Genomic DNA, 24202 nt, shown 5'->3' with positions numbered 1-24202 from the left:
GTGCCCTTATAGGCCGAGGGAGACCGCAGTCGCAATCAAGCCGGTCACGACAACCTTACGTAGGTTTCGAATTGGAATCCATACTCATCTCGCGGTCCCCTCTCCCCGGGCACCGTGGCGACCCGTCGGAACCGTGCCGGATCGATCGCCGGAAACACCGTGTCGCCGTTGGGCGCGCCGTCCACGCGGGTGAGGTGAATCTCGTCGGCATGGTCCATGCCTTCGGCGTAGATCGCGTGGCCGCCGATCAGCGCCACCGGGCCCCGCGCCGCCGCCAGCGCGGCCGGCAGCGAGGGCACCGTCTCCACCCCCTCTATCGTGCGCGAGGTGACGACGAGGTTGCGCCGCCGCGGCAGCGGTTTGCCCAGCTCTTCCCAGGTCCGACGCCCCATGACGACCGTGCGCCCCAGGGTCAACGCCTTGAAATGCTTCAAGTCCGAGGGGATGCGCCAGGGCAGGTCACCGTCGCGGCCGATCACGCCGTTGCGCGCCACCGCCGCCACCATGATGATCGACGCGGCCGCGCCCTCGCCCCGCAAACTCACACCGCGACCGGAGCCTTGATCGCCGGGTGCGGGTCGTAGCCGCGCACCTGGATGTGCTCCGCCGCGATGGCGAAGAGGTCGCGCGGGGCGGTCGACAGGTCGAGCGTCGGCAGCGGCCGCGGCTCGCGCGAGAGTTGTTCTTCGACCTGCGCCATATGGTTCAAATATATGTGTGCGTCGCCGAGGGTATGGACGAGGTCGCCGGCCACCAGCCCGGTGGCGTGCGCGACCATATGCGTCAGGATCGCATAGGAGGCGATGTTGAACGGCACCCCGAGGAAGACGTCGGCCGAGCGCTGATAGACCTGGCACGAAAGCCGCCCGGGTCCGTCCGCCTGCGGCGCCACGTGGAACTGGAAGAGGAGATGGCATGGCGGCAACGCCATCTCGTCCAGCTGCGACACGTTCCAGGCGGAGACGATGTGCCGGCGCGAGGCGGGGTCGGTGCGGATCTGCTCCACCACGCGGGCGAGCTGGTCGACCGGGCCGCGCTCGGTCGGCCACGCGCGCCACTGCCGGCCGTAGACCGGGCCGAGCTCGCCGTCCGCATCCGCCCACTCGTCCCAGATCGTCGCGCCGCGGGCCCGCAGCTGGTCGGCGTTGGTTTCACCGGCGACGAACCACAACAGCTCGGCGACGACGGACTTCATGTGCACCCGCTTGGTCGTGACCAGCGGCAACCCCTCGGAAAGGTCGTAACGCGTCTGATGGCCGAATACCGACAGCGTGCCGACGCCGGTCCGGTCGGCCTGACGCACGCCCTCGCCGAGAATGCGCCGCAGAAGGTCGTGGTAGCTTTTCACCGTCGGGTCACCTTCGTCTGTGGCCGGGCGTCGCCGCGTCTGGGTCGAACGGCGGGCCGCTCTGCCGCCGGGCAGACACATCAGGCCGCCGGCCGGGTCGGTTCAAGGGGGCGCGCCACCCTGTCCACTGTGTTGCAGGCTTGCCCACAGCCCACCGCGGCGTCCATCGCGGCACGCCGCCCCCCTTCTCCTCGGGCGCGCCATCGCCTATATTCGATCCTGCCAGCGACGGTTGGCTATGGCGATAAACGAGACGTGCAATAAGCCTTTCGGACCCGGGGGCGGTACCCGGCGCCTCCACCCAAGTGACCCGCATTCGCGGCGGGCCGTTTCGGCGGGGGCGAAATAGGATCGACGAGGGTCTAAAGACGTTTTTTTCGCTCGGCATGGTACCACCGACATCGGGCCATCTTTGTAGTTGCGAATGACAACTATGCTGAGGCCCGTCTCGCTGCGTAAGCGGCGCGACACCTCAATTTAAGTCCTCCTACCGCAAGTAGGAGGCGGGGTCGGGAGGCACCTGGCAACAGAAGCCCCCACTTCCCTCTCCCCTATGTGTCCGCTCCCTATGTGTCCGCTCCCTATGTGTCCGCGCGCGATCGTTTCGGCCGCGATCCGTAGCCGGCTGAGACGCTCGGCCGCGGAAAATCGTCGTGGGTGGCGCCAGTTCCCTGCATTCGTGTGTTGGATTGCGCCAGTCGCTGCGCTACCTATCCCGGACCGAAGGAGGCGCGATCGTGGCAGACGATCTGATCCGATACGACGTTCTGGTGCAGGACGCCTTGCGCGGTGTCGTGCGCAAGGTGATGCGCGAGGTCGCGGAAGGTGGGCTGCCCGGCGAGCATCACTTCTACATCGCGTTCGACACGACCGCGCCGGGCGTGCGCATGTCCTCGCGGCTGCGCCAGCAGCATCCGGAGGAGATGACCGTCGTCCTGCAGCACCAGTTCTGGGACCTCGCCGTCTCCGAGCACGGCTTCGAGGTCGGCCTCTCCTTCGGCGGCGTGCCGGAGCGGCTGCTGGTGCCCTACGCGGCGGTGAAGGGCTTTTTCGATCCCTCCGTCCAGTTCGGGCTGCAGTTCGACCCGGCGACCGCCAACCAGGGCTCCGACGCGGTGTCCGAGCTGCCCGCCGGTGTCGTCCCCGGCACCGCCGGCATCCCCGCCCCCGCCACGGAAGCGCAGTCCACCCCCGAGCCCGAGGCCGACGAGGACGACGACAAACCGACCGAGGGCGCCGAGGTGGTCTCGCTCGACGCCTTCCGGAAGAAACCATAGTGGACATCCAGAAGCGCATCGCGCTCTCGGCACACGACGCCGTGAAGCCGGCGCTCGTGGCCTGGGCCTTCGCCAACGAGCGGAACCTGTCGCGCCATCATCTGACGGCGACCGGCAATACCGGCCAGCTCCTCCTGCAAGAGACCAACCTCGGCGTCGACCTCGTGCGCTCCGGCGCGCTGGGGGGCGACATGGAGCTCGGCGCGATGATCGCCGAGGGCGCGATCGACATCTTGATCTTCTTCACCGATCCGGTGACGCGCCAGCCGCACGATGTCGACCCGGCGCCGATCTGGCGCGTGGCGACGCTGGCGCAGACGGCCGTCGCCATCAACGAAGCATCGGCCGACTTTCTCATCCGCTCCGAGCTGATGAGCCGCACCTACCGCCGCCCGCACGCCCAGGCCGCGCTCCCCTCCGCCCGCCGGCGCCTCGACGCGCGCAAGGACGTCGAGCTGAGCTGACCGGCCGGGCGGCAGCGCCGTTCCGAAGCGAATCGGGATGAGACGAGGGCGCCTCCGCCGACGGAGGCGCCGCGTTCAGATCTGCGTCAGCGAGCCGGAGCCCAGGCGCTCGCCGGTCGGCTGGCCGGTGGGCGAACCGCCGGCCGGCTCGGACGTGACCACGAACTCGGCGCTGGCGTCCATCAGGTCGAACGCCTCGGGCGGGAGGGCGAGGTGAGAGCGCTGCACCGCGTCGAGGAGGCCCAGGGAGACCGGCACCCCGGAGGGCGGAACCAGCCACAGCTCGGCCGAGCGATCCGGCCCCACCGTGGGCACCGGCTCGGCGACCAGGCGGCCTTCGTCATCGACCCGCGCCAGCGCGATCGTGCCGTCGAGCCGGACGATCGCCGCGATCCAGTCCTCCGCGCGCGGGCCGCCGCCGAGCCCGACGAGATCGGGCCGCACGACGATCACCACCAACGAGGCGGCCGTGATTCCGGCGACCGTCATGAAGACCAAGGCCGCGTCGCGCCAGAAGGCGATCGCCCGGCGCGCCTTGCGCATGGCGCGCTCGTCGGCGCCGAACAGGCGTGAGGCGACCGCGCGCCAGACCCGGCGCGGCGCCGGCCGCGGCCGCAGCGCATCGGCGAGCGGGCGGAACCGCTCCTCCCAGCTCCAGACCGCCTGCGACAGCTCCGGATCGTCGATCAGCGCCGCCTCGAAGCGGCGCCGCTCGGGGTTGGCCTCCAGGCCGAGCGCATATTCGCCGGCGTCGATGTGGTCGCCGTCGCTGAGGCTCATCGCGTCAAGCACTCCTTCAGCGCGGCGAGCGCGCGCCGCATCCGGCTTTTCACCGTGCCGAGCGGCGTCCCGTCACGCTCGGCGAGTGCTTTGTAGGTCACACCGCCGAAATATGCGATCCGCACCATCCGCCCGTCGGCGTCGCCCAGGCCGTTGATGCAGTCGATCAGCCGCTGCGCCTCGTCGCCGGCGAGCGCCTTCTGGTCCGGCCGCATCGCCGCGTCGGCGACGTTCTCGGCCGCATCGAGCGCGGCGCCGGGCGCGCGCTTGGTGCGCAACCGGTCGATGCACTGGTTGCGGGTGATGGCGATCATCCACGTGCTCGCACTCGCGCGCGAGGCCGCGTAGCGCTCGGCATAGCGCCAGATCTTCACATATGCGTCCTGCATCGCATCCTCCGCCTCGGCCTTGTCTTGAAGGATACGCAGGCAGAGCGCGAAAAGCTTCGCATTGGACTTCTCGTAGAGCGCCTCGAAGGCGCGACGGTCCCCGAGCGCGGTCTTTCCCAGAAGCTGTTCGAGACTGGCTTCGTCCATCGCCCGGCGCCCCAGATTGCCGCATGGGCCGGCGATGACCGACGGTCGCAACCGCCGCGCTGACAGGGCGCCCGAGCTTCGGCCGCTTGCCTGCCATCGCCCCGCAATCGGGCGTCACACTGCCAACGGCCGCGCGTTCTACAACAACGCGCTAGCCATAGCCGTGAACAAGCGCAGAGACAATCGGCTCGGCGACCGCGGGCGGCGCGATCTACGGCCGGGCCGCGATCAGGCCGGTACCGGGCGCCGCGAGCCGACCAGCAGCTCGATCACGAGAGCCTGGTCGCGCGCCGTGGCATGGCGGTAGAGGTCGGCGATCGCGCCGGGATGAGCACGCCATTCCGGCGCTTCGGGTGGCTCATCGCGGATCGTGCCGCGTTCGTCGCGCACCAGCTCGGCCAGCGAGGTATCCAGCGCATCGGCCACAGCCTTCAGACGCACGATCGAGATATTACCCTTGCCGTGCTCGAGCTGTGCCAAGAAGCGCTCGGACACCCCGCTGCGCTCGGACAGCACACGTCTCGAAATACGACATTTGTTGCGCTTCAATTTCACCCGCGCGCCGACGTCCGCAAGGAACGTGTCGCGACGTCCCGTCATTTCGACCGGACACAGGCTGCCATCTAGAATCTGTTCAATCATTCCGTCCCTCGTTTTCTTGACTTCCAAGCAAATACGAGGATCGACCTTCGCGCACCGGCGTGTTGGTGATCGGGTCGGTCCTTACGTCATCCTCAGCGGTTCGGTGACCTGATCGAGGCACCAGCGGTTGGCGTCCTCGGGCGACAGCTCGAGCGCGAGCAGCGCCGCCGACAACAGCTGCGCGCAAATGACCTCGCCGCCCCCCTCCGCTTCGGCCCGCGCGTACTCGATCAGGCGGCTCAGCACCTCCCGGTCGTTGAGCATGGTGACGCGTTCGCTATTCTGCGGGGCCTGAAAACAACCTGACATTTAGTAGCTCCTTTAGCCGTCAACCCGACGTGACAGCACATACATATTATGTCATCGTGATTTCATCGTGAAACTTGTCGGTTTGGCATAGATCAAGTGTCGCTGAACCAAACTGTACTGGTTCAGCGGTGTGTTCAGCTCTAACGGTACGCGACACCATGATGACCACGCCTTCCGGGCTTCAGATCCGATTACTAGGTACGCCGTCTTTGACGATCGGCACCGAGAGGGTAGAATTTCCTAGTCGTAAATCTGCTGCACTTTGTCTTTATCTTATCGCCAATGGTGGCCGTCACATCGAGCGCAGCCACCTCGCCGCCTTACTTTGGGGCGACAACGATGCCGAGGCCGCGCGCGCGTCGCTGCGCAAGTCCTTGTCTCTGCTTCGCGCCAACGAGGTCACGGCGCCGCTGATCGGGTCCGATCGCGCGCACGCCTGGTTCGCCGGCGACCCCACCCGATCCGACCTCGCGACCTTCAACCGTTGCCTCGGTGCGGGAACCGAGCGGGCCTACCGCGAAGCCGCCCGCCTGTGGCGCGGCATCCCGCTGGCGGACCTGGAAACCGGTGAGGCGCTGTTCGACGAGTGGATCGCGCAGTTTCGGGCCGAAACCGTCAGTGTCACGCATAAGTGCTTGGGCAAGCGGCTCGATTCCATGCCGGAGGCCACGACGCCGCTGACACTGCAAATCGCGGCGTGCGAGCTGTTGATCGCCATCGAGCCGTCCGATTCGGAGGCCAACGAGCGCCTCTTGCGCCTCCTTCTGCGCGACGGACAGCGCGCCGCGGCGGCGCGACAATTGCGCACATACACCCACGCGCTGAAGGAATTGGACCTCGCCCCGTCCGAAGAGCTGGTCGACGCGGTGCGCAAGGCGACGGGCCAGGTGCGCCCCGAATCGCTGCCCCAGCCGCACGCCGACTATCAGCCCAAACGCTACGCCGACCGCCCGCACGTGGCGCTGATTCGCGCGCGCCAGGGCAACCAGGCGGTGCCTGACCTTCTCAGCTTCGCCCACTCGGAGGTGATCCACCAGCTGACGCGCTTCCGCTCGGTGCGCTGCTTCGAGCGTGACGATCGCGACGATGTCGACGGGCGCGACAACGGCCTGATCAGCCGCGTCGGCTTCTCCGACGCGCTCGACCACGACTACCGCCTGCTGCTGTGGGACGAGCCGCGGGCCAAGTCGATCTACCTGCGCTGCGTCAACGCGCGGCGGCAGGACACGGTGTCGTGCGTTCGCATCAGCTACGAGTGCCTGGACGATCGGAGCTCGGCCGAGACGATCATCGCGACGGCGATCAACAGCCTGGAGCAGGACATCATCATGGACGAGCGGCCGCGCACCTGCGCCTCGCCGTTCGACCGCTGGCTCGAGGCCTACCAGCTCCTCACCCAATGGAGCGAAGCGTCCGCGCGGGCCGCGCTGCCGATTCTGGAGGGGTTGGCGAACGAGGAGGAAGGCAAGCGCCTCAGCCTGGTCCACTCGTCGATCAGCTCGCTGTTGATGATCCGCCGGCTGACGATCCCGACCAGCGCGCAGCTGGCGCGTGCCGATCAGGAGCGGGCGCGCGAGGCGGCATTGCAGGCCATCGCCCTCGACGCGCTGGAGCCGTTCAACCACGTCGTGCTGGGCTGGATGCGCATGCAGGCCAACGAGCACGACACCGCGCTCCTCTCCTTCCAGGACGCGGTCGCGCTGAACCCCTACTCCGCCGCCACCGTCGTCGCCGCGGCCGAAGCGAACGCCTACGCTGGCAACGTGACGACGGCGCAGTCGCTGGCGGAGAAGGCGATCGCGCTGTCGGGTCGCTACACGCCGGCCTATTTCTATGCCTACCTCGCCAACATCGCCTACCTGCGGGGAGATCTGGGGCAGTGCATCGAGTACCTGCGCCGCGCGCCGGAGAGCATGCACACCGCCACATTGATGGTCGCCGCACAGGCCGAACGCAACGACATGAAGGCCGCCGGCGCCGCGCGAGTGCGCTTCGAGCGCGAACTGCGTCAGGCCGAGCCCTACTCCAAGATCGACGGCTCGACCCTGTCCAAGTGGCTGGTCTCCACCAACATGCACCGCGACGCATCGGTGCGGCGGCGCATGTTCTCCTCGCTGGAACGCGCGGGCCTTCCTGTCGACGCGGCGATGTAGCCCGCACCGTCGCGACACGAAATGCCCGCCCTCGCGAGTCTCGCAGGGGCGGGCATTTCGTGTCGCGAGGGGGACGGAACCGCGCCGGCCTTGTCACCGGCCAGGCGAATTACCGGCCGGTCAGATCACGCGTCCGGCAGATCACGTGTGGGTCAGATCACCGGGCGGCAGCAGCCGAGGACGGCGGCGGTGCCCAGCGCGTTGAGGTACTCTTGGTCTTCCCCTTCCAGGCGCTGCGCATCGACGCGCGACGGCAGGACGAAATGCAGCGTGCTGTCGTCGTCCTCGTGCAGCACGACGTTGAGACCCGCGAGGCTTTCCTCGGCGATGCCGCAGGATCGCAGGTACCCCACCGGGTCGGCGCGGAAGGCCTCGCGCTTTCGAGGGTCGTTCGCCGCCTCGCCAAAGGCCTTGCCGATCGTGTTGATGGCCGTCCGTTTCACCGGGATGCGCGCCATGCCTTCTCCTATGCATTGTGGCGGATTAGACTGCGTCTCGCGATCCGACACCTCAATCGACGCCATGTCAATTTGAGGGGCCCCGATGCCTCACGCGACGGTCCGCTTTGAATCTGAAACGTGATTCCCGACTGGGTCGGATCGTAAGTCTGCCCCTTGCCGCTGGGAACCTCGAAAACGCGGACCTGTCGCTGGTTCGCGCCGTTCTTGCCGATTGTCCGGCATCGTTCGTCGTCGCCCGGCCGCGGATGGCCGGAGCCGCGCCGCATTGGATGCACGGCTGGGGCGTTTCCGCCGGCCGCGGCCTCACCCTGGAGGATGCCCAGATGGGGGCGATCTTCGAGGCGATCGAGCGGGCCAGCCTCCTGGCGCAGCGCCCGCACGACCCGCGGGCCGTGCCGGTCGCCCCCGGCACCCGAACGCCGGCCCCCGGAAACGCCTATTGGCACTTGAGTGCCGCACAGCTGGCCGAAGCCGGCGCTACAATGCACGAATGCGGCGCCGATAGCGACCTATTTGTCGACAGCGCGGCCCTCCCCGCGGTCGACCTCGTCACCGGCGCGCGGTTTCCGGTGCCCGCCAGCGCCGCGTTCGTCGACGAGGACCTGCGCCGCGGATGGCCCCCGGTTATGGGCACGTCCACCGGGACGGCGGCGCACACCCGCTTCGACGCCGCCACCCGCGCCGGCCTGCTGGAATGCATCGAGCGCGATGCGGTGGCGATCTGGTGGTACAACCGCCTCCCGGCGCGCCGCATGTCACAGGCGGCGATGACGGCGGCCCTCCCCGCCCCGCTCGCCGGCTGGATCGCCGGGCGCCGGCGCCGCACCTGGTGCCTCCTCGCCGAGACCGATCTGCCCGTTCCCGCCGTCGTCGCCCTCTCCGCCGCGCCGGACGGGCGCCGCCCGGCCATCGGCGCCGCGGCCCGCCTCGACACGGCCGCGGCCGTCACCGCGGCCGTGCTCGAGATGCTGCAGGGCGAAGTCGGCCTCGCCCACATGCGCGCCGCGCAGACCGGTGCCTCGCCCCCCGCGCCGCCCCCGCTCCTCGCCTGGTCCGAGGCGACCGACGCCTTCGCCGCGCCCGAACTCCAGGGCGAAGGCGGCGCGCCGCTCCCCTCCGTCACCACCTGGGACGACCTCCTCGCCGCGCTGGAACGCCGCCGGATCGATGTCGCGGTGGTCGACCTCACGACGGACGAGTTCGCCATCCCCGTCGCCAAGGTCGTCTCGCGCACGCTGCGGGACTGGCAGCCGCGGTTCGCCCCCGGCCGCCTCTACGACGTGCCGGTCGCGTTCGGACATCCGCGCCTCGCCGAGGGCGACCTCAACCCCGTCCCATTCGTGATTTAGCGCCGGACGCGAAGTCCGCTACATCGGTCCCGAAGCCCTCTGAGGACGACGCCCATGATACGCCACCGCCGCTCGCCCCGCCTCGCCGGTCCGGGCGCTGCGCTCCTTCTGACCCTGCTGCTCGCGGGGTGCGTCGGCGGCGGTGGGTCCGCGGGCGGGGGCGGGGGCGGCTGCGCCACGCCGGCCTCACTCGCCGACCGCGACGACGACCTCGCCGTCTTCGGCTCGGCCTGCGCCGACGCGGTGACATTCTCCGAGGGAGGCGAGAGCTGGACGATCCAGACCTTCCGCAATGGGAGCGGGCCCCTCTTCGTGGTGCCGCACGACGACGAGAACGCCGCCCTCGCCACCGCCGCCGCGGCATTGAAGCGGTACGGCGGGACGGTGGCGATGGTGGAGACCGGCGGCGCGCGCTTCAACGGCCGCATCGACCCCAATCGCAATTTCGACGGGGGGCGGCTCTCCTGCGGCAAGGCGGGGCGCAGCCCGCAATTCGTCGCCGCGATGCTGCCGGGCGGACGGCCGATCGTCGGCCTCCATACCAATAGCCGGGGATCGGCCAGGACCGGCGGCAGCGGCACGATCTCGATCCGCTCGCCCTATGCCGGGGCCGAGGCCTTCCCCGCCTCCGGGCCGCTGGCGGGCGAGGACGCGATGGTGATCCTCGCCAGCCGCGACGGCGCCAAGTCCGTACGCAATCAGGTGCAGCGACTGAACGCGGCCGGCGTCAACGTGATGGTGGAGACGGTGGACCTGGCGAAGACCGATTGCTCGCTCTCGCACTACGCCGCCGCCAACGGCATCCCCTACGCCAACGTCGAGGCCGCGCACGGCGACGGCGCCACGCAAAAGGCGATCCTCGACATCGTCATGCGCACGCTTTGACCCCTCGGCGCGCGCCCGCATCGGCCGGCGGTGGCCCGCAGGCCACGCCGCGACGCCGATCTCCGCCGGAGCGTTGACTCAAGGGGCCCGGAGCGGCAGCGTCCGCCGCATGCCCCGGACGGCCGGGCGCCTCATCCGCGAGGCCAACAATGACATATACGTTTACCACCGCTGGCGGTGTCGGGATCACCCGGACCGATCAGCTCGTCGACCATGACACCGCGCTCGATCGGTGGATCACCCGGCTCGACCACGAGCGCGGCTGCGTCTTCACATCGAGCTACGAGTTTCCCGGCCGCTATATCCGATGGGACTTCGCCCTGGTCGACCCACCGCTGGTGGTCGAGGCCAAGGGACGCAAGGTCACGGTCAAGGCGCTCAACCCGCGTGGCCGGCCGCTGCTGTCCGCCGCACAGGCCGCCTTCACCGCCGCCGACCTGCGGGCGACGCGCGACGGCGACGTGGTGACGACGATCGTCCCCGAGCCGCACGACGAGTTGCTGTTCGAGGAAGACCGGTCGCGCAGGCCCACCGCGTTCACCGCGCTTCGCGCCCTGCGCGCCTTCTTCGCCACGCCGGAGGACGCGCAGCTCGGCTTCGCCGGCGCCTTCGGCTACGACCTCGCCTTGCAGTTCGACCCGATCCCGCTGGTGCTGGAGCGACCCGACAGTCAGCGCGACTTCGTCCTCTATTTCCCCGACGAGATCCTCGCGGTCGACCACTACGCCAAACAGGCGACGGTCGCCTCCTACGAGTTCCTGTTCGACGAGGAGAGCACCGACGGGGTGCCGCGGGTGCCCTCGCCCCGCCCGCTCGCCTCCAAGCGCAATGCCGCCGAGGACGACCACAAGCCCGGCGAATATGCCGACACCGTCCGCCGCGCGTTCGACTACTTCAAGCGCGGCGACCTCTTCGAGGTGGTGCCGAGCCAGACCTTCCGCGACCCGCTGGCGGATGCGCCGTCGGCGATCATGCGGCGGCTGACGCGAATCAACCCCTCGCCCTACGGCTTCTTCATCAACCTGGGCGAGGACGAGTTCCTGGTCGGCGCCTCGCCGGAGATGTTCGTGCGCGTCACGGGCCGGCGGGTCGAGACGTGCCCGATCTCCGGCACGATCAAGCGCGGGCGTGACGCGATCGAGGACGAAGAGCAGATCCGCAAGCTGCTCAACTCCACCAAGGACGAGACCGAGCTGACGATGTGCTCGGACGTCGACCGCAACGACAAGAGCCGCGTGTGCGAGCCGGAGTCGGTGCGTGTCCTCGGCCGGCGACAGATCGAGATGTACTCGCGCCTGATCCACACGGTGGACCACATCGAGGGCATCCTGCTGCAGGATCGCGACGCGCTGGACGCCTTCCTCTCCCACGCCTGGGCGGTGACGGTGACCGGCGCCCCCAAGCGCCGCGCGATGACCTTCATCGAGGCGAACGAGCGCAGCCCGCGCGCCTGGTACGGCGGCGCGGTGGGGCTCGTGCACCTCAACGGCGACCTCAATACCGGGCTGACCCTGCGCACCGTCCACATTCGCGACGGCGTGGCGGAGGTGCGCGCCGGCGCGACGGTGCTGGCCGATTCGGACGCGGACGCGGAGGAAGAGGAGACCGTCCTCAAGGCTTCGGCGATGCGGGCGGCGATCCGCGGCGAGGGCGCAGACCGGGTGACCGCAGCGCGCAAGTCGCCGCCGGGCGCAGGCAAACGCGCGCTTCTGGTCGACCATGACGATTCGTTCGTCCACACGCTCGCCGGCTACCTGCGCCGCTGCGGGCTGGAGGTCGTGACCTTGCGCTCCCCGGTCGACCGCGCGACCTTCGCCCGCATCAAGCCCGATATCGTGGTGATGTCGCCCGGCCCCGGCATCCCGTCCGACTTCGACTGTACGGCTACGATCCATCTCGCCGAATCGCGGCGCCTGCCGGTGTTCGGCGTGTGCCTCGGCCTACAGGCGATGGTGGAATCGCAGGGCGGCAAGCTCGCCTTCGCCCCGCCGATGCACGGCAAACCCTCGACCTTGGTGACCGAGTCCGGATCGCGGCTGTTCGACGGGATCGCCGGCCCGCTCACCGTCGGCCGCTATCACTCGCTGGTCGCCGATCCGGATGCGCTGCCGAAGGAGTTCGTCGTCACCGCGCGGGCGCCGGACGGAGCGATCATGGCGATTGAGCACCAGAGTGCGCCCATGATGGCGGTACAGTTCCACCCCGAAAGCATCATGTCGCTCGGCAACAATGTGGGGATGGCGATCCTCGAGAACGCCATCACCGCGCTGCTCGACAAGGCGCCCTCCTCGGAGGCGGCGGCGTAGCACGGCCGCCCCAGGCGCTTTTCGCCGGGGTCGCGCGGGATCGCGGCCCTGAGCGAGGACGGGAGCGCAGACGGCTGCGGTCGCACGCCCTCGCCTCGTCTCGCCGCCCCGGCCCCTCGCCGCGCAGGTCACGCACGAGGGGCGAGGCCGGCGGCTACTCGATGACGGCGCAGGCGATGCGGTTGCCGGCGTCACCAGCGGGTTGCGATTCGTAGTCGTCGGCGCCGGAGTGGATCATCAGCGCCGATCCGTCGTCGTCGAGAAGCGGGTTCTCGCCGCCTTTGACCGACACCATCGTGTTCAGCACCGAGACCTTCAGCACGCCGTCGCTGCCGACGGTGACGTTGGGCATGTCGCCCGGGTGCGGCCCACCCTCGACGAGGAAGCCGTGCTTCATGCCGCCGGCGTAGTGCCCGCCGGCGGACTTGAAGCCGTCCGACGCGTCGCACTTTCCGGTCTCGTGGATGTGGAATCCGTGCTCGCCTTCCGGCAGATCGGAAATATCGGTGGTGATGAGGACACCGGCGGGCGTCTGCTGGAAGGTGATCGTACCGATCTCGCCGCCGTCCGCGTTGATCATGTTGCCGGCTGCGGTCTCGGACACCTGAGCGGCGGCTGGGCTGAGGCTTGCAGCCACCAATGCGGCACCGGCGCTCAGGGCTAGAAGGGCATGGCGCATAGCGGGTCTCCTGTGTTCGCGGCCAACGGCCACGTTAACTCGGAAAACGTGAGCCGCGACCCCGCTGTTCCCCGCGTGCGACGGATCGTGACTCCGGCGCGCCGCGCCCTTGTCAGCCTCCGCGACGCGCGGCCGGATGGGCGCCGAACTTGCGCCGGCACGCGGGGCCGGGACCGCGCATATAATGTTTCTCCGGCTGGTAGCGATCCCGCAGCCGGTTCAGGGCCGTCGTCGCGCAGGCCTGGGCCCACACGCGCAGGCGGCGCGAGGCGCCGTTCGGCGCAACCGACGCCACGGTTTCCAATGTCCAATGCACGACACACACTCCAGTGAGCACGCGTGGAGGAAAGACGTCCTCCCCGCATTGCCGCGATGACATGATCTGCTGGAGCGAGGCTTGATGCTCGGTGAATCCGGCGCCGGCAATTCTCCCGTGGCATCGATTGTCGCACGGTGTGGCCCGCCCGCCCCGGAAACCGGCCGCCCGGCGACCAATTATGGCGGAATCCGGGCACTCCGGACCGCCAGCGCGGTGCCACCCTCAAGGGCCGGGCGCACCGGGCCGGGTCCCGGTCGCCGTCACCCATCGCGCGCGGTCTGGGCCGGGGAGAGGCCCGAGAAAGCCAAGCCGCGCGAGGCTTAGAGAATGAAGTCCAGGTCCGACAAGGACAGGATACCGTCCAGTTCGATCTGCAGGTCAGGCAGGCGATCGTCGTCGACGTTGGCGCTGACGATGGTGGAGGTGTCGGTGAAGGTCACGCCGACCTCGCCGGTCCCCAGCACTGCCGCGCGGCCGACGAAGGTGAACGCCTGGTCGCCCGGCAGCACACCGTCTGCGTCGATCGCGGAGAGGTCGAGCCGATCCTCGCCGGAGACGAAGTCGCGCACGATGTCCCGGCGGGCGGCGCCGAGGCCGGTGTCGCCCTGTGCGAAGACCACCACGTCGTCCCCGCCGCGCAGGGCATGCACGTCCTGTCCCGCCCCGCCGACCAGCGTGTCGTCACCCTCGCCGCCGACCAGCGTATCGTTGCCGGCGCCGGTGACGAGACGGTCGTCGCCGCCCTCCCCGCGCACGTAGTTGTCCAGCGCATTGCCTGTCAGGACGTTGGCACCGTCGTTGCCGCTGCCGGCGTTGACGCCCGCACCCAGCACCATCGCCTCGACGTTGTCGCCGAGCGTCGCGTTGGCGACCTCGGCGCGCACGGTGTCGAACCCCTGCCCGCTGCCCTCGATGACCACGTCGTCGAGCGAATCGACGACGTAGACGTCGTTGCCGGCGCCGCCGCGCATGACGTCGCGCCCCGCGCCGCCGTCCAGCGTGTCGTTGCCGTCGCCGCCGGCGAGGGTGTCGCTGCCGGCCGCGCCGTTCAGGACATTGGCGAGCGCGTTGCCGGTCAGTCGGTTGGCGGCGGCATTGCCGGTGCCGGTGAGCGTGCGGCCGGCAAGCTCCAGCCCCTCGACCTCCGCGCCCAGCACGAAGCCGTCGACATAGGTCTCGACCGTGTCGAACCCGCCGCCGGCCTTCTCGTCGACCACGTCGCCCGGCAGCCCCAGGACGTAACGGTCGTTACCCGCGCCGCCGACCATGGAGTCGATGCCGGCGCCGCCGTCGATCGTGTCGTCCCCGTTGCCGCCAACGATGGTGTCGCTGCCGCGTGCCCCGTCGATGGAATCGTCGCCGTCCTCGCCGCGCAGATAATTGTCGAGCTCGTTGCCGATGATGGCATTGCCCGCGGCGTTGCCGTAGCCGGCGTTGTTGCCGCTGCCCAGGACGAGCCGCTCGACGTTGCGGGGCAGCGTATAGTTGGCGACGTAGGCGATGACGGTGTCGTAGCCCTGCGCGTAATCCTCGATCACCTCGTCGCCGACGATGCCGACGACGTAGCGGTCGTCCCCCGCGCCGCCGCGCATCAGGTCCGCGTCGGCGCCGCCGTTGAGCGTGTCCGCCCCCGCGCCGCCCAGGAGCGTGTCCTCGCCCTGCCCGCCGGAGAGCGCGTTGTCGGCGCCGTTGCCGGCCAGCGTGTTGGCGAAGGCGTTGCCCAACCCGTCGACGTCGCCGGCCGCGCCGGCCAATTGCAGCCGCTCGACATTGACCGGGATGGTGTAGCTCGATGCGGACGACACGACGGTGTCGTCGCCTTGACCGAGCTTCTCGGTGACGACGTCCTCGGTGTGGTCGACGACGTAGAGGTCGTCGCCCTCTTCGCCGGCCATGACGTCACGGTCGCTGCCGCCGTCCAGCGTGTCGTCGCCCTCCTCGCCGTAGAGGTAGTCGATCCCGGCGAGGCCGGAGAGGAGATTGTCCTCCTGATTGCCGTGGATCGAGTTGCGCAGGGCGTTGCCGGTCCCCTCGAACGCGCCGATCGACAGGTTCAGCCGCTCCACGTTGTCGGGGAGCGTATAACGCGCCAGCCGCGAGTTGACGGCGTCGAACCCCTCGTCCGCCGCTTCGATGTAGACGTCGCCCGGATGGTCGAGGTAGGCCCAGTCGTCGCCCGCGCCACCATAGATGGTGTCGGCGCCGGCACCGCCGTCGAGCGCATCGCCGCCGCCGCCGCCCTTCAGGACGTCGTTGCCGCCGAGGCCGGAGAGAAAATCGTAGGCGTCCGTGCCGATCAGCGTGTCGTCGCCCTGCCCGCCTTCGAGTTGCTCGATGCTGGAGAACGTGTCGACACCGTCGACCGTGAAGGTGCCGGCGCCGAGGTCGGCGCGGAAGCCGCGGGTCTGGTCGCGGAAGGAGACCATGTCGGCCCCGTCGCCGCCGACGAAGGTGTCGTTGCCGGAGCCGCCGACGAAGTGATCGCCGCCGGAGCCGCCGTCCAGCCAGTCGTTGCCGGGGCCGCCGTCGAGCGTGTCGGGCAGGTCACCGGCGCGCAGGACATCGTGGCCGGCCCCGCCGCTGAGACTTTCGTTGGCGTACTTGTCGCCGCCGTCGATCGTGTCGTTGCCGGCGCCGCCGTCGATCGTGTCGCTGCCGTCGCCGCCGTTGATCTCCTCGTCGAGGCGGCTGCCCTGGAAGGTGTCGTTCTGGTTGGTCAGCTCGAAGCGGGCGGCTTCGACGTTGCGGATGACGGTCCCGTCGCTGAATTGGTAGACGACCGTCTCGCCGTCGACCACCACCCCACCGGACAGCGCCGGATTGGTCCATCCGGAGAGGCTGCCGCCCTTTTCGCCCAAGCGGGTGAAGTAGACCGTGTCGAAGCCCGGGCCGCCGTCCAGCGTGTCGGCGCCGCGAATGGACTGCAACTCGTCGTCGCCGCCGCCGCCATAAAGGTAGTCGTCACCGAAGAGGCCCAGTGCGCCGCCGGTCTCGGTGAGAAGGTCGCTGCCGGCGCCGCCGACGAGATAGTCGTCCCCGCCCGCGCCGACCAGCGTGTCGTTCCCCTCGCCGCCGTTGAGCGTCGTGTCCGACGTCGGCTGCTCGGTGAGCGTGTCGTAGGTCATGGGCGTGGCGGCGAGGCGATCGTTCCCGGCCTCGCCGTAGACGACGTCGTTGCTGTCGCCGGAGTAGATCGTGTCGGCCCCGTCGCCGCCGTAGATCGTGTCGTCCGAGGCGCCGAGGCCGAGGAGATCGCCGTAACGGGTGCCGTAGAGGACGACGCGCGAGAAATTGCGGATCTCGGTCCCGTCGGCGAAACTGACGTTGCTGTAGGGCTCGACGCGGTCCGAAAAGCCGACGTTCGTGGTCCTCAGCGCACCTCCGTCGAGGCGGCGGTCGAGGACGAGGACGTCGTCGAAGCCGTAGCCGCCGTCCAGCGAGTCGGGGCCGCCGTAGCTGCGGATCGTATCGTCTCCGAGGCCGCCGAGGACCGTGTCGGCGGCCGAATTGTAGCGGGGGGTGCCGCCCTCGGTGGCGTCGTCGCTCAGGAGATCGTCGCCGGCGTCGCCCTCGATCCGGTCGGCGCCGCTGCCGCCTGTCACGGTGTCGTTCCCGGCTTGAGCCCGGACCGTGTCCGCGTTGTCGCCGATGACGATGTTGTCGTCACCGATCGTGGCGTCTTCGTCCATGTCCGTCCCTTCGTCCGCCCCCGGCGCGCCCCGGCGTGGGTGCGGTCCTCGCGGATCGCACGAGCGCGCGCGGCGCACGACGCCCACCAGAGGCACGCGGCCGCCGTACCGCAGCGCACCGCCACGCACGCCACCGCGCTCGGCCGAGGAGAGGCGCGCGACGGTCACACGACCGCCGCCAGCCGCTCGTCTTATAGACCGTGCACCTAACCATCCTGTCAATTGGCTATATCAATAAGCAGGTGCATCGAAACACGTTTTGCCCTGTACATGACAAAATCTTAAACAAATCCCGATCGAAAAACAGTTATAGCGAATGTAAGTGAAGGTAATCGCGCGCGGTCATGCTCCCGGCGCGGTGCGAGATCCAACGCGCCGGTCGCCGGAGAGCGGGGAAACCTCCGTCGGGCCGAGGCCTGTCACGGCGATTTCGGCACTGTCGACACCATGCGGCGCGCGGTGGTCTCCGGGCCGCGCCGGGCGTCCTCGATAAACCGCGGACCGCCGATCATGCCGGCGACGACGGGTCCGGTGTGGATCCCGACCCGCAGCGACCCCGCGCCATCTCCTTGGCGAGCGCGCGGCGCGTGGCCCACGCCTCCCGCCGCCCCCGCTCCGAGGCGTAGGCGCCGAAGGCCAGAACCAGCAGCGTCGAGACCAGAAAGAGGATCGGGATGGTGCAGGTCACGCCCGGCATGAAGATCACCATGCGCTCGGCATAGGCAAGCGTGGCGACGGCGGCGATCGGCAGCGCGAGGCGGAAGAGGAGCGCGGGCAGCACCAGCGTCATCGCCAGTGCCATGATGAAGGCCGGGATCATCGCCAGAACCTGGCTGCCGTAGCTCTGGACCGAGAGGTAGAGCCCGCCGTTGAGGGCGATGAAGAAGCCGGCCAGCACGAGTTGCCCCCACCGCACCATCGTCGGCGACCGGCTGAGCGCCAGCGCGCCCGCCACCGCCGCGATACCCAGGAGACGGCCCGGCAGCAGCGCCGTCGCGGCCGGCGAGCCGGTGACGAGATCGAACACGGCAAGGAGCGCCACGAGCGCGATGCAGAGCGCGCCCAACGCACGCACCGGGCCGACGGCGCGCTGGTTGTTGTCGGCGATGAACAGGCACTCGATGCGCGGATCGCGGAAGGCGAGAGACAGGGGCCAGAAGCGCGGCGGGGTCGTTGGGGTCGGACGGATGGTCGGCGCTCCGGCTCGTTCGGGGGACACGCCGCCGGCGGACGACGCGTGCGCGCCCCTTGCCCCGGGCATCGTGGTGCCCGGCCGCGAAGGGCCGCCGCGGACACGCATCCAGCGCCCGCCGGCACCGACCTTAGGCCATCGGCGCCGACTTTGCGCCCCGTCCGCGGCGCAATCCTCGTCATTCCGGAGCGGGCGGGGCCGCGGCCGGCTCAGTAGATGAAGTTGCCGGCGCCGAGGTCGCCCGGCGCGATGCCGGCGAGGAAGATCGCCGGTCCGACGGGGCCGAGGACCACCCGGTGTCGCCCCAGTTCTTCGATCCGGTCGGGCGGCCCTGCAGAATGCATCGATCCAACCGGAGTGATAGGCGCGGCCATCACGATCGCGTCAGAAATAAAGCAGCATAGATCATAAAGCCTTGGATCGTGCGCCCCGCGCGCTCGCCTAGGTTTCGCAGACCCCACAACTTTTACGATAAATTACAATTCTCCCCTTGTTTTAGATCCTATGGCAGAGCAGGTTTTTCAGGGTTGATCCAGTTTAATGCCGGGTCATCCGCCGTTGCGTATTCGCACGCTCATTGCGGATCAATTCACCGGATCACGCCAGTAATGTTGGTGAAACACCAAAACGAGTATGCTCAAATCTTCGAACTTTTCGAGCTATCCCCCGCCGGGCTCGCACTGTTCGATGCGCAGACTCCATTCCGCGTCCACACCCACAACCCGCGATACCAGACCTTTTGGGACGAGCCGTTCGCCTCGGACGGGATGGTCGGCATGCCGTTGCAGAGCTTCGTCACCGAGGCGCGGCCCGCCGGCATCCTCGCCGCGTTCGAACGCGTGGTGCGCACCGGCCAGGCCGAATCCGGTGTCGACTTCCCCTACGACGGGCTGGCGCGCGGGCGTGTGTGGCTCAACTGGCACCTGGCGCCGGTGGTGCAGGGCGGGCGCGTCGTCTCCATCGCGCAGACGCTCATCGACGTCACGCGCGAACACGAGGCGCGCGCCAAGCTGGAACGCGAGGTGGAACGGCGCCAGGCGATCGAGCGGGAGCTGCGCGATCAGGAGCACAAGCTGCTGATGGAACAGAGCTTCTTCGATTCGATCATCGAGGTGGCACCGGTCGGCATCTCCATCGCGCGCGACCCGATGGGCAAGCCGCCGATCATCAACCGCACCGCGCGCGAAATGACCGGCCTGTTCCAGATCCCCGGCGGCCTGGAACGCTACGACCAGGGCAAGGCCGTGCACGAGGACGGCCGCCCCTACACCTTCGAGGACTATCCGACGGCCAAGGCGCTGCTGCACGGGGTCGTCACCCGTAACGAGGAGATGCGCTACCGCACCGCCGACGGCGACCGGCGCTGGCTGCTCAACTCCAGCCCCCTGCGCGACGACGAGGGCAAGATCATCGCCGCGATCACCGCGTTCGTCGACATCGAATCGCAGCGGCAGGCGGAAGAGCACGTGCGGTTGATGAACCGTGAGCTGAACCACCGCCTCAAGAACCTCTTCAGCGTGCTGCGCGGCCTCGTCGTCGTCGGCGCGCAGCAGGAGAAGGACGCGCGGCAGGCTGCCGCGAAGCTGTGCGCGCGGCTCGACGCGCTGGCGGCCGCCCACCTCATCAGCATCGACAGCGACCGGATGGAACCGATCCCGGTCAACCGCCTCCTGGAGGCGGTGCTGTCCCCCTACGAGGACGCGCTGCGCAGCTGGGAGCTGAGCGGACCCGACCTGCTGATGGCGCGCCAAGCGGTCACGCCGATCGGCCTCGTCATCCACGAACTGGCGACGAACGCCATCAAGTACGGCGCCTGGTCCCCCTCCGGCGGGCATGTGGAGGTCACGTGGGGCCGCCAGGACGACAGCTTCTGCCTGGAGTGGCGGGAATTCATCTACGCGTTCGAGGATCGCCAGCCGAAGACCGAGCCCGCCGACGGATTCGGCGGCCGGCTGATCCGTTCCTCGGTTGCACAGCTCGGCGGACGTATGGCACGCCGATGGGCGCCGGAGGGCGTCCTGATTCGGATTCAGATTCCCTCGGAAAACCTGGTGGAAGCGTGATTATCGACATTGTAGCGGACGAGCTCGTGGCAGGCCAAACCGCCCCCCCTCTTCGCCTTCAGAACGTGCGCGTCCTCCTCGTCGAGGACGAATCGCTGATCGGGATGCTTCTGGAACTGGCCTTCGTGGAGGCGGGTGCGACGGTGATCGGCCCACTGTCGCAGCTGGAGGACGCGGTGCTGGCGGCGCAGGAGGATTCGTTCGACGTCGCCGTCCTCGACGTCGACCTCAACGGCAAGGACGCCTATCCGGCGGCCGATGTCTTGGAGGATCGGGGGATCCCGTTCGTCTTCCACACGGGCCACGGCACCAAGCGAGAGCTGAGGGCGTCCTACCCCACCGCCCCGGTGATCAAGAAGCCGACCCCGCCCGAGGAGATCATCACGCAGCTCGCCAAGCTCGTTTGACCTCGGTGCCGCCGCCGACGGCCCGACACGGCGCCGTACACCGGTCGCGAGCGGCGGCGGATGAGACGAGGCGGTTCGGGACGAGAAGTCTCGGAGATCGGGAAGCTCGGAGATGGGGAGACATGGTGGGCGCGACTGGGATTGAACCAGTGACCTTTCCGGTGTGAACGGAATGCTCTCCCGCTGAGCTACGCGCCCTCAGCCAGAGGCCGCGATATACGAGCTTCCTGGCGTGGAGGCAAGGGGTCGTCTCCGCCCTTTCGGTGGAAAGTCCCCTCGCCGTGCGCTCGACCCGTGCGCGGCGCCTCAGGCCTTGTCGACGCGCGGGTGGACCCAGGTCTCCTCGAGGCCCGCGGCACGCCACTTGCGGTAGCTCGCCTCACCCTGCACCGCCTCGACGTAGGCGCGGGTGGGACCCTCCATCGGCCAGGAATAGCCGGTGAGCCGGGCGGCCACCGGCGCGTACATCGCGTCGACCGCGGTCCATTCGCCGAACAGGAACGGGCCGCCGCTGCGGGCCAGACGGTCGCGCACCATCGCCTCGAAGCGGGCGACGTCGCGCGCGGTGGCCGAGCCGCCGCGGTGCTTGAAGCGCTTCACGACCTTGAGGTTCATCGGGCACGAGGTCCGCAGCCCGGCGAAACCGGCGTGCATCTCCATCGCCAGCGAGCGGGCGCGGCTGCGCGCCTGCAACTCCGCCGGCCAGATGGGAAGATCCGGGTGCCGCTCGGCGAGATACTCGATGATGGCCATGCTGTCCCACACCGCGAAGCCGCCGTCGAGCAGGACGGGGACCTTCCCGGCCGGCGAATGCTCGAGAATCGTCGGCCGCGTCTCCGGCATGTCGAGGGGAACCATCACCTCCTCGTACGCCAACCCGAAGTGGTCGAGCACGAGCCACGGCCGCATGGACCATGAGGAATAGTTCTTGTTGCCGATGACGATGGTGTACTTCATGGACGATCCTGAGGTTGAACGGCGGCCCCGTCCGGGCCGGTCAGACTATGTCGCGGTGCGCTTTGCCATGGCAACCTGCGGGCACGCCACCGGCTACCCGCTCTCCGCGCCCGATGCGGCGCCCGGCGGCGACGGCGACGGCGACGGCGACGGCGACGGCGAACCGGTGGGCCCGGAGGCGGCCGGGCCCGGCAATAGCTCGCCGGTGCGGCCGAGCAGGCGGTAGGCGGCGAGCGAGAGCCACTCGCGCAGAGCCCAGTCCAGTTCGCTGAGGCCGCTGCCGGCGTCGCGCGGGACGTCTTCCCAGATGTCGGTGGTGATGCGGCCGGTGGGGACGGCGACCATCTCCGGCCAACCCACGCGGCGGAAGATGCCGATCGAGCGGGGCATGTGCGAGGCGGAGGTGACGAGGGCGTAGCGCTTGGCCGGGTCGGGCTGCATCACCTCGTAGCCGTAGCGGGCGTTTTCCCAGGTGGAGGTGGCGCGGGGATCCAGGAGGATCCGGGCCGGGTCGACGCCGAGCTCCACCAGTGCCGCCCGCGTGCGCCCGGCTTCCTCCGTCCCGGTCATGAGGATCGGCACGTCCGGGAAGCGGCGGGCGAGCATGGCGGTCACCAGCAGCCGGTCGCCCGCCCAGCCCAGCTCCAGCGCGTAGGGGTCGGTCTCGTGGCCGGCGAGGAAGCCGCCGAGCAGGACGATCCCGTCCACCCGGTCCGGAAGCTGACGGGGGAAGCGCGTCTCCAGCGGCTCGGCGAGCAGGCGGCCGAGCGGCAGGTAGGCGACCGCGCCCCAGGCGACGAGCGCCGAGGCGAGGACCGTCATGCCCAGCCGGCGCCGCCAGAACAGCATGAGAAAGCCGGCGACGGCGAGAAGGTAGACGGCGTTCGACGGCTTGAGGACCGCGTACACCGTCTCCAGCGGACCCAAGGCGTCAGTCCCAGTCGGGCGCGAATTCCGGATCGACGAGGCGGCCCGCCGGGCTGCGCAGCGCGTCGAGCGCCGCGCGTTCCTGCGCCGTCAGAACCACGTCGACCGCCTCGAGGTTCTCCATCAGCCGCGCCGGAGAGCTGGACTTGGGGATCGCGATCACCGAGTCCTGGCCGATCAGCCACGCCAGCGTCAGCGCCGCCGGGGTGACGTCGTGGCGCGCGGCGATGCCGGCGATGGTCTCGTCCTCCAGCACCTTGCCGCGGGCGAGCGGGCAGTAGGCGGTGAGACCCATGCCGTGCTTGGCGAGTGCCGCCATCACCGGGCCCTGGTCCATGAACGGGTGGTACTCGACCTGATTCACGGCGAGCTCCACCTCGGTCGCGTGGACCGCCTCCTCGATGAGCTTGGTCGGGAAGTTGGAGATGCCGATCGACCGGGCGAGACCGCGCGAGTGGATGCGGTTGAGCGCGGCGATCGCCTCGGCGACCGGGACGTCGCGGCTCGGCCAGTGGATCAGATAGAGGTCCACCCGGTCGAGGCCGAGGCGCTTCAGCGAGGCCTCGCAAGCGGCCTGCATGGCACTGTCGGACAGGTGATCGTGCCAGACCTTGGTGGTGACGAAGATCTCGTCCCGCGCCAGTCCGGAGGCGCGGATCCCCTCCCCGACGGCCACCTCGTTGCCGTACATCTCGGCGGTGTCGACGTGGCGATAGCCGCCCTGCAGGCCCTCGGCGACGGCGCAGGTCGCCGGCTCGCCGTCCATGTTGAAGGTGCCGATCCCGATCTTCGGGATCGACACGCCGGCGACGTCGAAGGTCGGCATCGCCATCAGGAGAGCTCGCCCGTGCGCTTCACGATCTTGCCGACGAGGCCGTAGTCGACCGCTTCCTCGGCGCTCATCCAGTGGTCACGGTCGGTGTCCTTCTGGATGCGCTCCAGCGGCTGGCCCGTCGCCTCGACGAACAGCTTCTCGAGGCGTTCGCGCATCTTGAGGATCTCGCGAGCCTGGATCTCGATGTCAGAGGCCGCACCGCCGGCACCACCGGAGGGTTGGTGAAGCAGGAAGCGCGTGTTGGGCGTGCAGTAGCGCTGCTCCTTCGGCACGGAGATGTAGATCAGCGCACCGGCCGACGCGACCCAGCCCATGCCGAGGATATTCACCTTCGGCGAGATCATGGAGATCGTATCGTGGATCATGTCGCCGGATTCGACGTGGCCGCCGGGCGAGGACACGATCACGGTGATCGGATCGTTCGACACATGGGCGAGCGCCAAGAGGCGCTGGCACACGTCGCGTGCCAGGTCCATCGAGATCTGGCCGACGATCATGACCTGCCGCGCGTCGAAGAGGTGCTTGTCGACAGGGATCGACTGCTGGCTCTTCAGCTTCTCTTCGTCCTCGTCGTCGTCATCGTCGAAGCGGGAAAATAGGGGCATTCTCGTCCTCTCGAGTGTT

Annotated in this window: 23 protein-coding genes, 1 tRNA gene and 1 other RNA gene; 9 read left to right on the top strand and 16 right to left on the bottom strand. The window is 69.1% G+C overall.

Translation table 11 applies throughout. The annotated features are described in order from the left end of the window. Window positions 1-44 precede the first annotated feature (44 nt). Both MRB58_RS20280 and MRB58_RS20275 read right to left on the bottom strand, forming a co-directional pair. Complete coding sequence (locus tag MRB58_RS20280) at window positions 45-545, bottom strand: dihydrofolate reductase (protein ID WP_244778895.1); 501 nt, start codon at window positions 543-545, stop codon at window positions 45-47. Further along, window positions 542-1348 (bottom strand): thymidylate synthase, encoded by an 807-nt coding sequence (locus MRB58_RS20275; RefSeq protein WP_244778894.1) that lies wholly within the window; start codon window positions 1346-1348, stop codon window positions 542-544. Before MRB58_RS20275 ends, MRB58_RS20280 begins: the two co-directional genes overlap by 4 nt. A gap of 181 nt (window positions 1349-1529) precedes the next feature. Here MRB58_RS20275 and ssrA point away from each other — a divergent pair. The 3 genes from ssrA (at window position 1530) to MRB58_RS20260 (ending at window position 3089) form a co-directional block, all read left to right on the top strand. Beyond that, window positions 1530-1889: a transfer-messenger RNA gene (gene ssrA, locus MRB58_RS20270) on the top strand. Between the two features lie 196 nt (window positions 1890-2085). Beyond that, window positions 2086-2625: an SspB family protein gene (locus tag MRB58_RS20265; RefSeq protein ID WP_244778893.1), complete on the top strand. Its 540-nt coding sequence runs from the start codon at window positions 2086-2088 to the stop codon at window positions 2623-2625. Beyond that, the gene (locus tag MRB58_RS20260; protein WP_244778892.1) at window positions 2625-3089 is read left to right on the top strand and encodes a methylglyoxal synthase; all 465 of its coding nucleotides are present in this window, start codon (window positions 2625-2627) and stop codon (window positions 3087-3089) included. Before MRB58_RS20265 ends, MRB58_RS20260 begins: the two co-directional genes overlap by 1 nt. A 75-nt stretch (window positions 3090-3164) precedes the next feature. Here MRB58_RS20260 and MRB58_RS20255 read toward each other — a convergent pair whose 3' ends face one another. The 4 genes from MRB58_RS20255 to MRB58_RS20240 form a co-directional block, all read right to left on the bottom strand. Next, complete coding sequence (locus tag MRB58_RS20255) at window positions 3165-3869, bottom strand: anti-sigma factor domain-containing protein (RefSeq protein WP_244778891.1); 705 nt, start codon at window positions 3867-3869, stop codon at window positions 3165-3167. Continuing rightward, window positions 3866-4405, bottom strand: coding sequence for a sigma-70 family RNA polymerase sigma factor (locus tag MRB58_RS20250; RefSeq protein WP_244778890.1), 540 nt, complete (start codon window positions 4403-4405; stop codon window positions 3866-3868). The genes MRB58_RS20255 and MRB58_RS20250 overlap by 4 nt, the downstream gene beginning before the upstream one ends. 228 nt (window positions 4406-4633) lie before the next feature. After that, window positions 4634-5047, bottom strand: coding sequence for a helix-turn-helix domain-containing protein (locus tag MRB58_RS20245; protein ID WP_244778889.1), 414 nt, complete (start codon window positions 5045-5047; stop codon window positions 4634-4636). An 81-nt stretch (window positions 5048-5128) separates the two neighbouring features. Continuing rightward, window positions 5129-5356, bottom strand: a complete 228-nt coding sequence (locus MRB58_RS20240; protein ID WP_244778888.1) for a hypothetical protein — start codon at window positions 5354-5356, stop codon at window positions 5129-5131. A 374-nt stretch (window positions 5357-5730) separates the two neighbouring features. On the opposite strand from MRB58_RS20240, the gene MRB58_RS20235 reads away from it, so the two are divergent. Then, window positions 5731-7509: a bacterial transcriptional activator domain-containing protein gene (locus tag MRB58_RS20235; RefSeq protein WP_244778887.1), complete on the top strand. Its 1779-nt coding sequence runs from the start codon at window positions 5731-5733 to the stop codon at window positions 7507-7509. A 152-nt stretch (window positions 7510-7661) separates the two neighbouring features. On the opposite strand, the gene MRB58_RS20230 is transcribed toward MRB58_RS20235, so the two are convergent. Next, window positions 7662-7967, bottom strand: coding sequence for a hypothetical protein (locus MRB58_RS20230; RefSeq protein WP_244778886.1), 306 nt, complete (start codon window positions 7965-7967; stop codon window positions 7662-7664). Window positions 7968-8239: 272 nt separating this feature from the next. On the opposite strand from MRB58_RS20230, the gene MRB58_RS20225 reads away from it, so the two are divergent. From MRB58_RS20225 to MRB58_RS20215, 3 genes are all read left to right on the top strand, one after another. After that, on the top strand, window positions 8240-9319 hold the full coding sequence (locus tag MRB58_RS20225) for a YcaO-like family protein (protein WP_244778885.1): 1080 nt from the start codon (window positions 8240-8242) through the stop codon (window positions 9317-9319). A gap of 54 nt (window positions 9320-9373) precedes the next feature. Continuing rightward, window positions 9374-10204 (top strand): hypothetical protein, encoded by an 831-nt coding sequence (locus MRB58_RS20220; protein ID WP_244778884.1) that lies wholly within the window; start codon window positions 9374-9376, stop codon window positions 10202-10204. A gap of 149 nt (window positions 10205-10353) precedes the next feature. Further along, entirely contained in the window at window positions 10354-12510 is a 2157-nt protein-coding gene (locus MRB58_RS20215; protein ID WP_244778883.1) for an anthranilate synthase component I, read from the top strand. Between the two features lie 154 nt (window positions 12511-12664). On the opposite strand, the gene MRB58_RS20210 is transcribed toward MRB58_RS20215, so the two are convergent. The 4 genes from MRB58_RS20210 to MRB58_RS24855 form a co-directional block, all read right to left on the bottom strand. Continuing rightward, on the bottom strand, window positions 12665-13189 hold the full coding sequence (locus MRB58_RS20210) for a superoxide dismutase family protein (protein WP_244778882.1): 525 nt from the start codon (window positions 13187-13189) through the stop codon (window positions 12665-12667). A 639-nt stretch (window positions 13190-13828) separates the two neighbouring features. Further along, the gene (locus tag MRB58_RS20205; RefSeq protein WP_244778881.1) at window positions 13829-17197 is read right to left on the bottom strand and encodes a calcium-binding protein; all 3369 of its coding nucleotides are present in this window, start codon (window positions 17195-17197) and stop codon (window positions 13829-13831) included. Window positions 17198-17705: 508 nt separating this feature from the next. After that, the gene (locus MRB58_RS20200; protein WP_244778880.1) at window positions 17706-18416 is read right to left on the bottom strand and encodes a hypothetical protein; all 711 of its coding nucleotides are present in this window, start codon (window positions 18414-18416) and stop codon (window positions 17706-17708) included. A gap of 182 nt (window positions 18417-18598) precedes the next feature. Then, window positions 18599-18733, bottom strand: coding sequence for a hypothetical protein (locus MRB58_RS24855; RefSeq protein WP_256461687.1), 135 nt, complete (start codon window positions 18731-18733; stop codon window positions 18599-18601). Between the two features lie 270 nt (window positions 18734-19003). On the opposite strand from MRB58_RS24855, the gene MRB58_RS20195 reads away from it, so the two are divergent. Further along, entirely contained in the window at window positions 19004-20452 is a 1449-nt protein-coding gene (locus MRB58_RS20195; RefSeq protein WP_244778879.1) for a PAS domain-containing protein, read from the top strand. Between the two features lie 26 nt (window positions 20453-20478). Continuing rightward, window positions 20479-20859, top strand: a complete 381-nt coding sequence (locus tag MRB58_RS20190; RefSeq protein WP_244778878.1) for a response regulator — start codon at window positions 20479-20481, stop codon at window positions 20857-20859. A gap of 123 nt (window positions 20860-20982) precedes the next feature. Here MRB58_RS20190 and MRB58_RS20185 read toward each other — a convergent pair. The 5 genes from MRB58_RS20185 to MRB58_RS20165 form a co-directional block, all read right to left on the bottom strand. Beyond that, a tRNA-Val gene (locus MRB58_RS20185) sits at window positions 20983-21057 on the bottom strand. Window positions 21058-21165: 108 nt separating this feature from the next. Next, window positions 21166-21816, bottom strand: coding sequence for a glutathione S-transferase family protein (locus MRB58_RS20180; RefSeq protein ID WP_244778877.1), 651 nt, complete (start codon window positions 21814-21816; stop codon window positions 21166-21168). Window positions 21817-21909: 93 nt separating this feature from the next. After that, complete coding sequence (locus tag MRB58_RS20175) at window positions 21910-22743, bottom strand: YdcF family protein (RefSeq protein WP_244778876.1); 834 nt, start codon at window positions 22741-22743, stop codon at window positions 21910-21912. 4 nt (window positions 22744-22747) lie between these two features. Further along, window positions 22748-23575, bottom strand: coding sequence for an aldo/keto reductase (locus MRB58_RS20170; protein WP_244778875.1), 828 nt, complete (start codon window positions 23573-23575; stop codon window positions 22748-22750). Continuing rightward, window positions 23575-24183 carry an ATP-dependent Clp protease proteolytic subunit gene (locus tag MRB58_RS20165; protein WP_244778874.1) on the bottom strand — a complete coding sequence of 203 codons (609 nt, stop codon included), beginning with the start codon at window positions 24181-24183 and terminating at the stop codon, window positions 23575-23577. Before MRB58_RS20165 ends, MRB58_RS20170 begins: the two co-directional genes overlap by 1 nt. Window positions 24184-24202: the final 19 nt, after the last annotated feature.

It is taken from the genome of Acuticoccus sp. I52.16.1 (genome assembly GCF_022865125.1).
Taxonomy (GTDB): domain Bacteria; phylum Pseudomonadota; class Alphaproteobacteria; order Rhizobiales; family Amorphaceae; genus Acuticoccus.
Note: the sequence above shows the minus strand (reverse complement) of the source record. Positions and strands in the feature narration are given on the sequence as shown.

Bases quoted from the DNA above. Each gene is read 5' to 3' on its own strand.
- MRB58_RS20255 (WP_244778891.1), bottom strand. From the start codon at position 3,869: ATGAGCCTCAGCGACGGCGACCACATCGACGCCGGCGAATATGCGCTC.
- MRB58_RS20250 (WP_244778890.1), bottom strand. From the start codon at position 4,405: ATGGACGAAGCCAGTCTCGAACAGCTTCTGGGAAAGACCGCGCTCGGG.
- MRB58_RS20245 (WP_244778889.1), bottom strand. From the start codon at position 5,047: ATGATTGAACAGATTCTAGATGGCAGCCTGTGTCCGGTCGAAATGACG.
- MRB58_RS20240 (WP_244778888.1), bottom strand. From the start codon at position 5,356: ATGTCAGGTTGTTTTCAGGCCCCGCAGAATAGCGAACGCGTCACCATG.
- MRB58_RS20230 (WP_244778886.1), bottom strand. From the start codon at position 7,967: ATGGCGCGCATCCCGGTGAAACGGACGGCCATCAACACGATCGGCAAG.
- MRB58_RS20225 (WP_244778885.1), top strand. From the start codon at position 8,240: ATGCACGGCTGGGGCGTTTCCGCCGGCCGCGGCCTCACCCTGGAGGAT.
- MRB58_RS20220 (WP_244778884.1), top strand. From the start codon at position 9,374: ATGATACGCCACCGCCGCTCGCCCCGCCTCGCCGGTCCGGGCGCTGCG.
- MRB58_RS20215 (WP_244778883.1), top strand. From the start codon at position 10,354: ATGACATATACGTTTACCACCGCTGGCGGTGTCGGGATCACCCGGACC.
- MRB58_RS20210 (WP_244778882.1), bottom strand. From the start codon at position 13,189: ATGCGCCATGCCCTTCTAGCCCTGAGCGCCGGTGCCGCATTGGTGGCT.
- MRB58_RS20205 (WP_244778881.1), bottom strand. From the start codon at position 17,197: ATGGACGAAGACGCCACGATCGGTGACGACAACATCGTCATCGGCGAC.
- MRB58_RS24855 (WP_256461687.1), bottom strand. From the start codon at position 18,733: ATGCATTCTGCAGGGCCGCCCGACCGGATCGAAGAACTGGGGCGACAC.
- MRB58_RS20180 (WP_244778877.1), bottom strand. From the start codon at position 21,816: ATGAAGTACACCATCGTCATCGGCAACAAGAACTATTCCTCATGGTCC.
- MRB58_RS20170 (WP_244778875.1), bottom strand. From the start codon at position 23,575: ATGGCGATGCCGACCTTCGACGTCGCCGGCGTGTCGATCCCGAAGATC.
- MRB58_RS20165 (WP_244778874.1), bottom strand. From the start codon at position 24,183: ATGCCCCTATTTTCCCGCTTCGACGATGACGACGACGAGGACGAAGAG.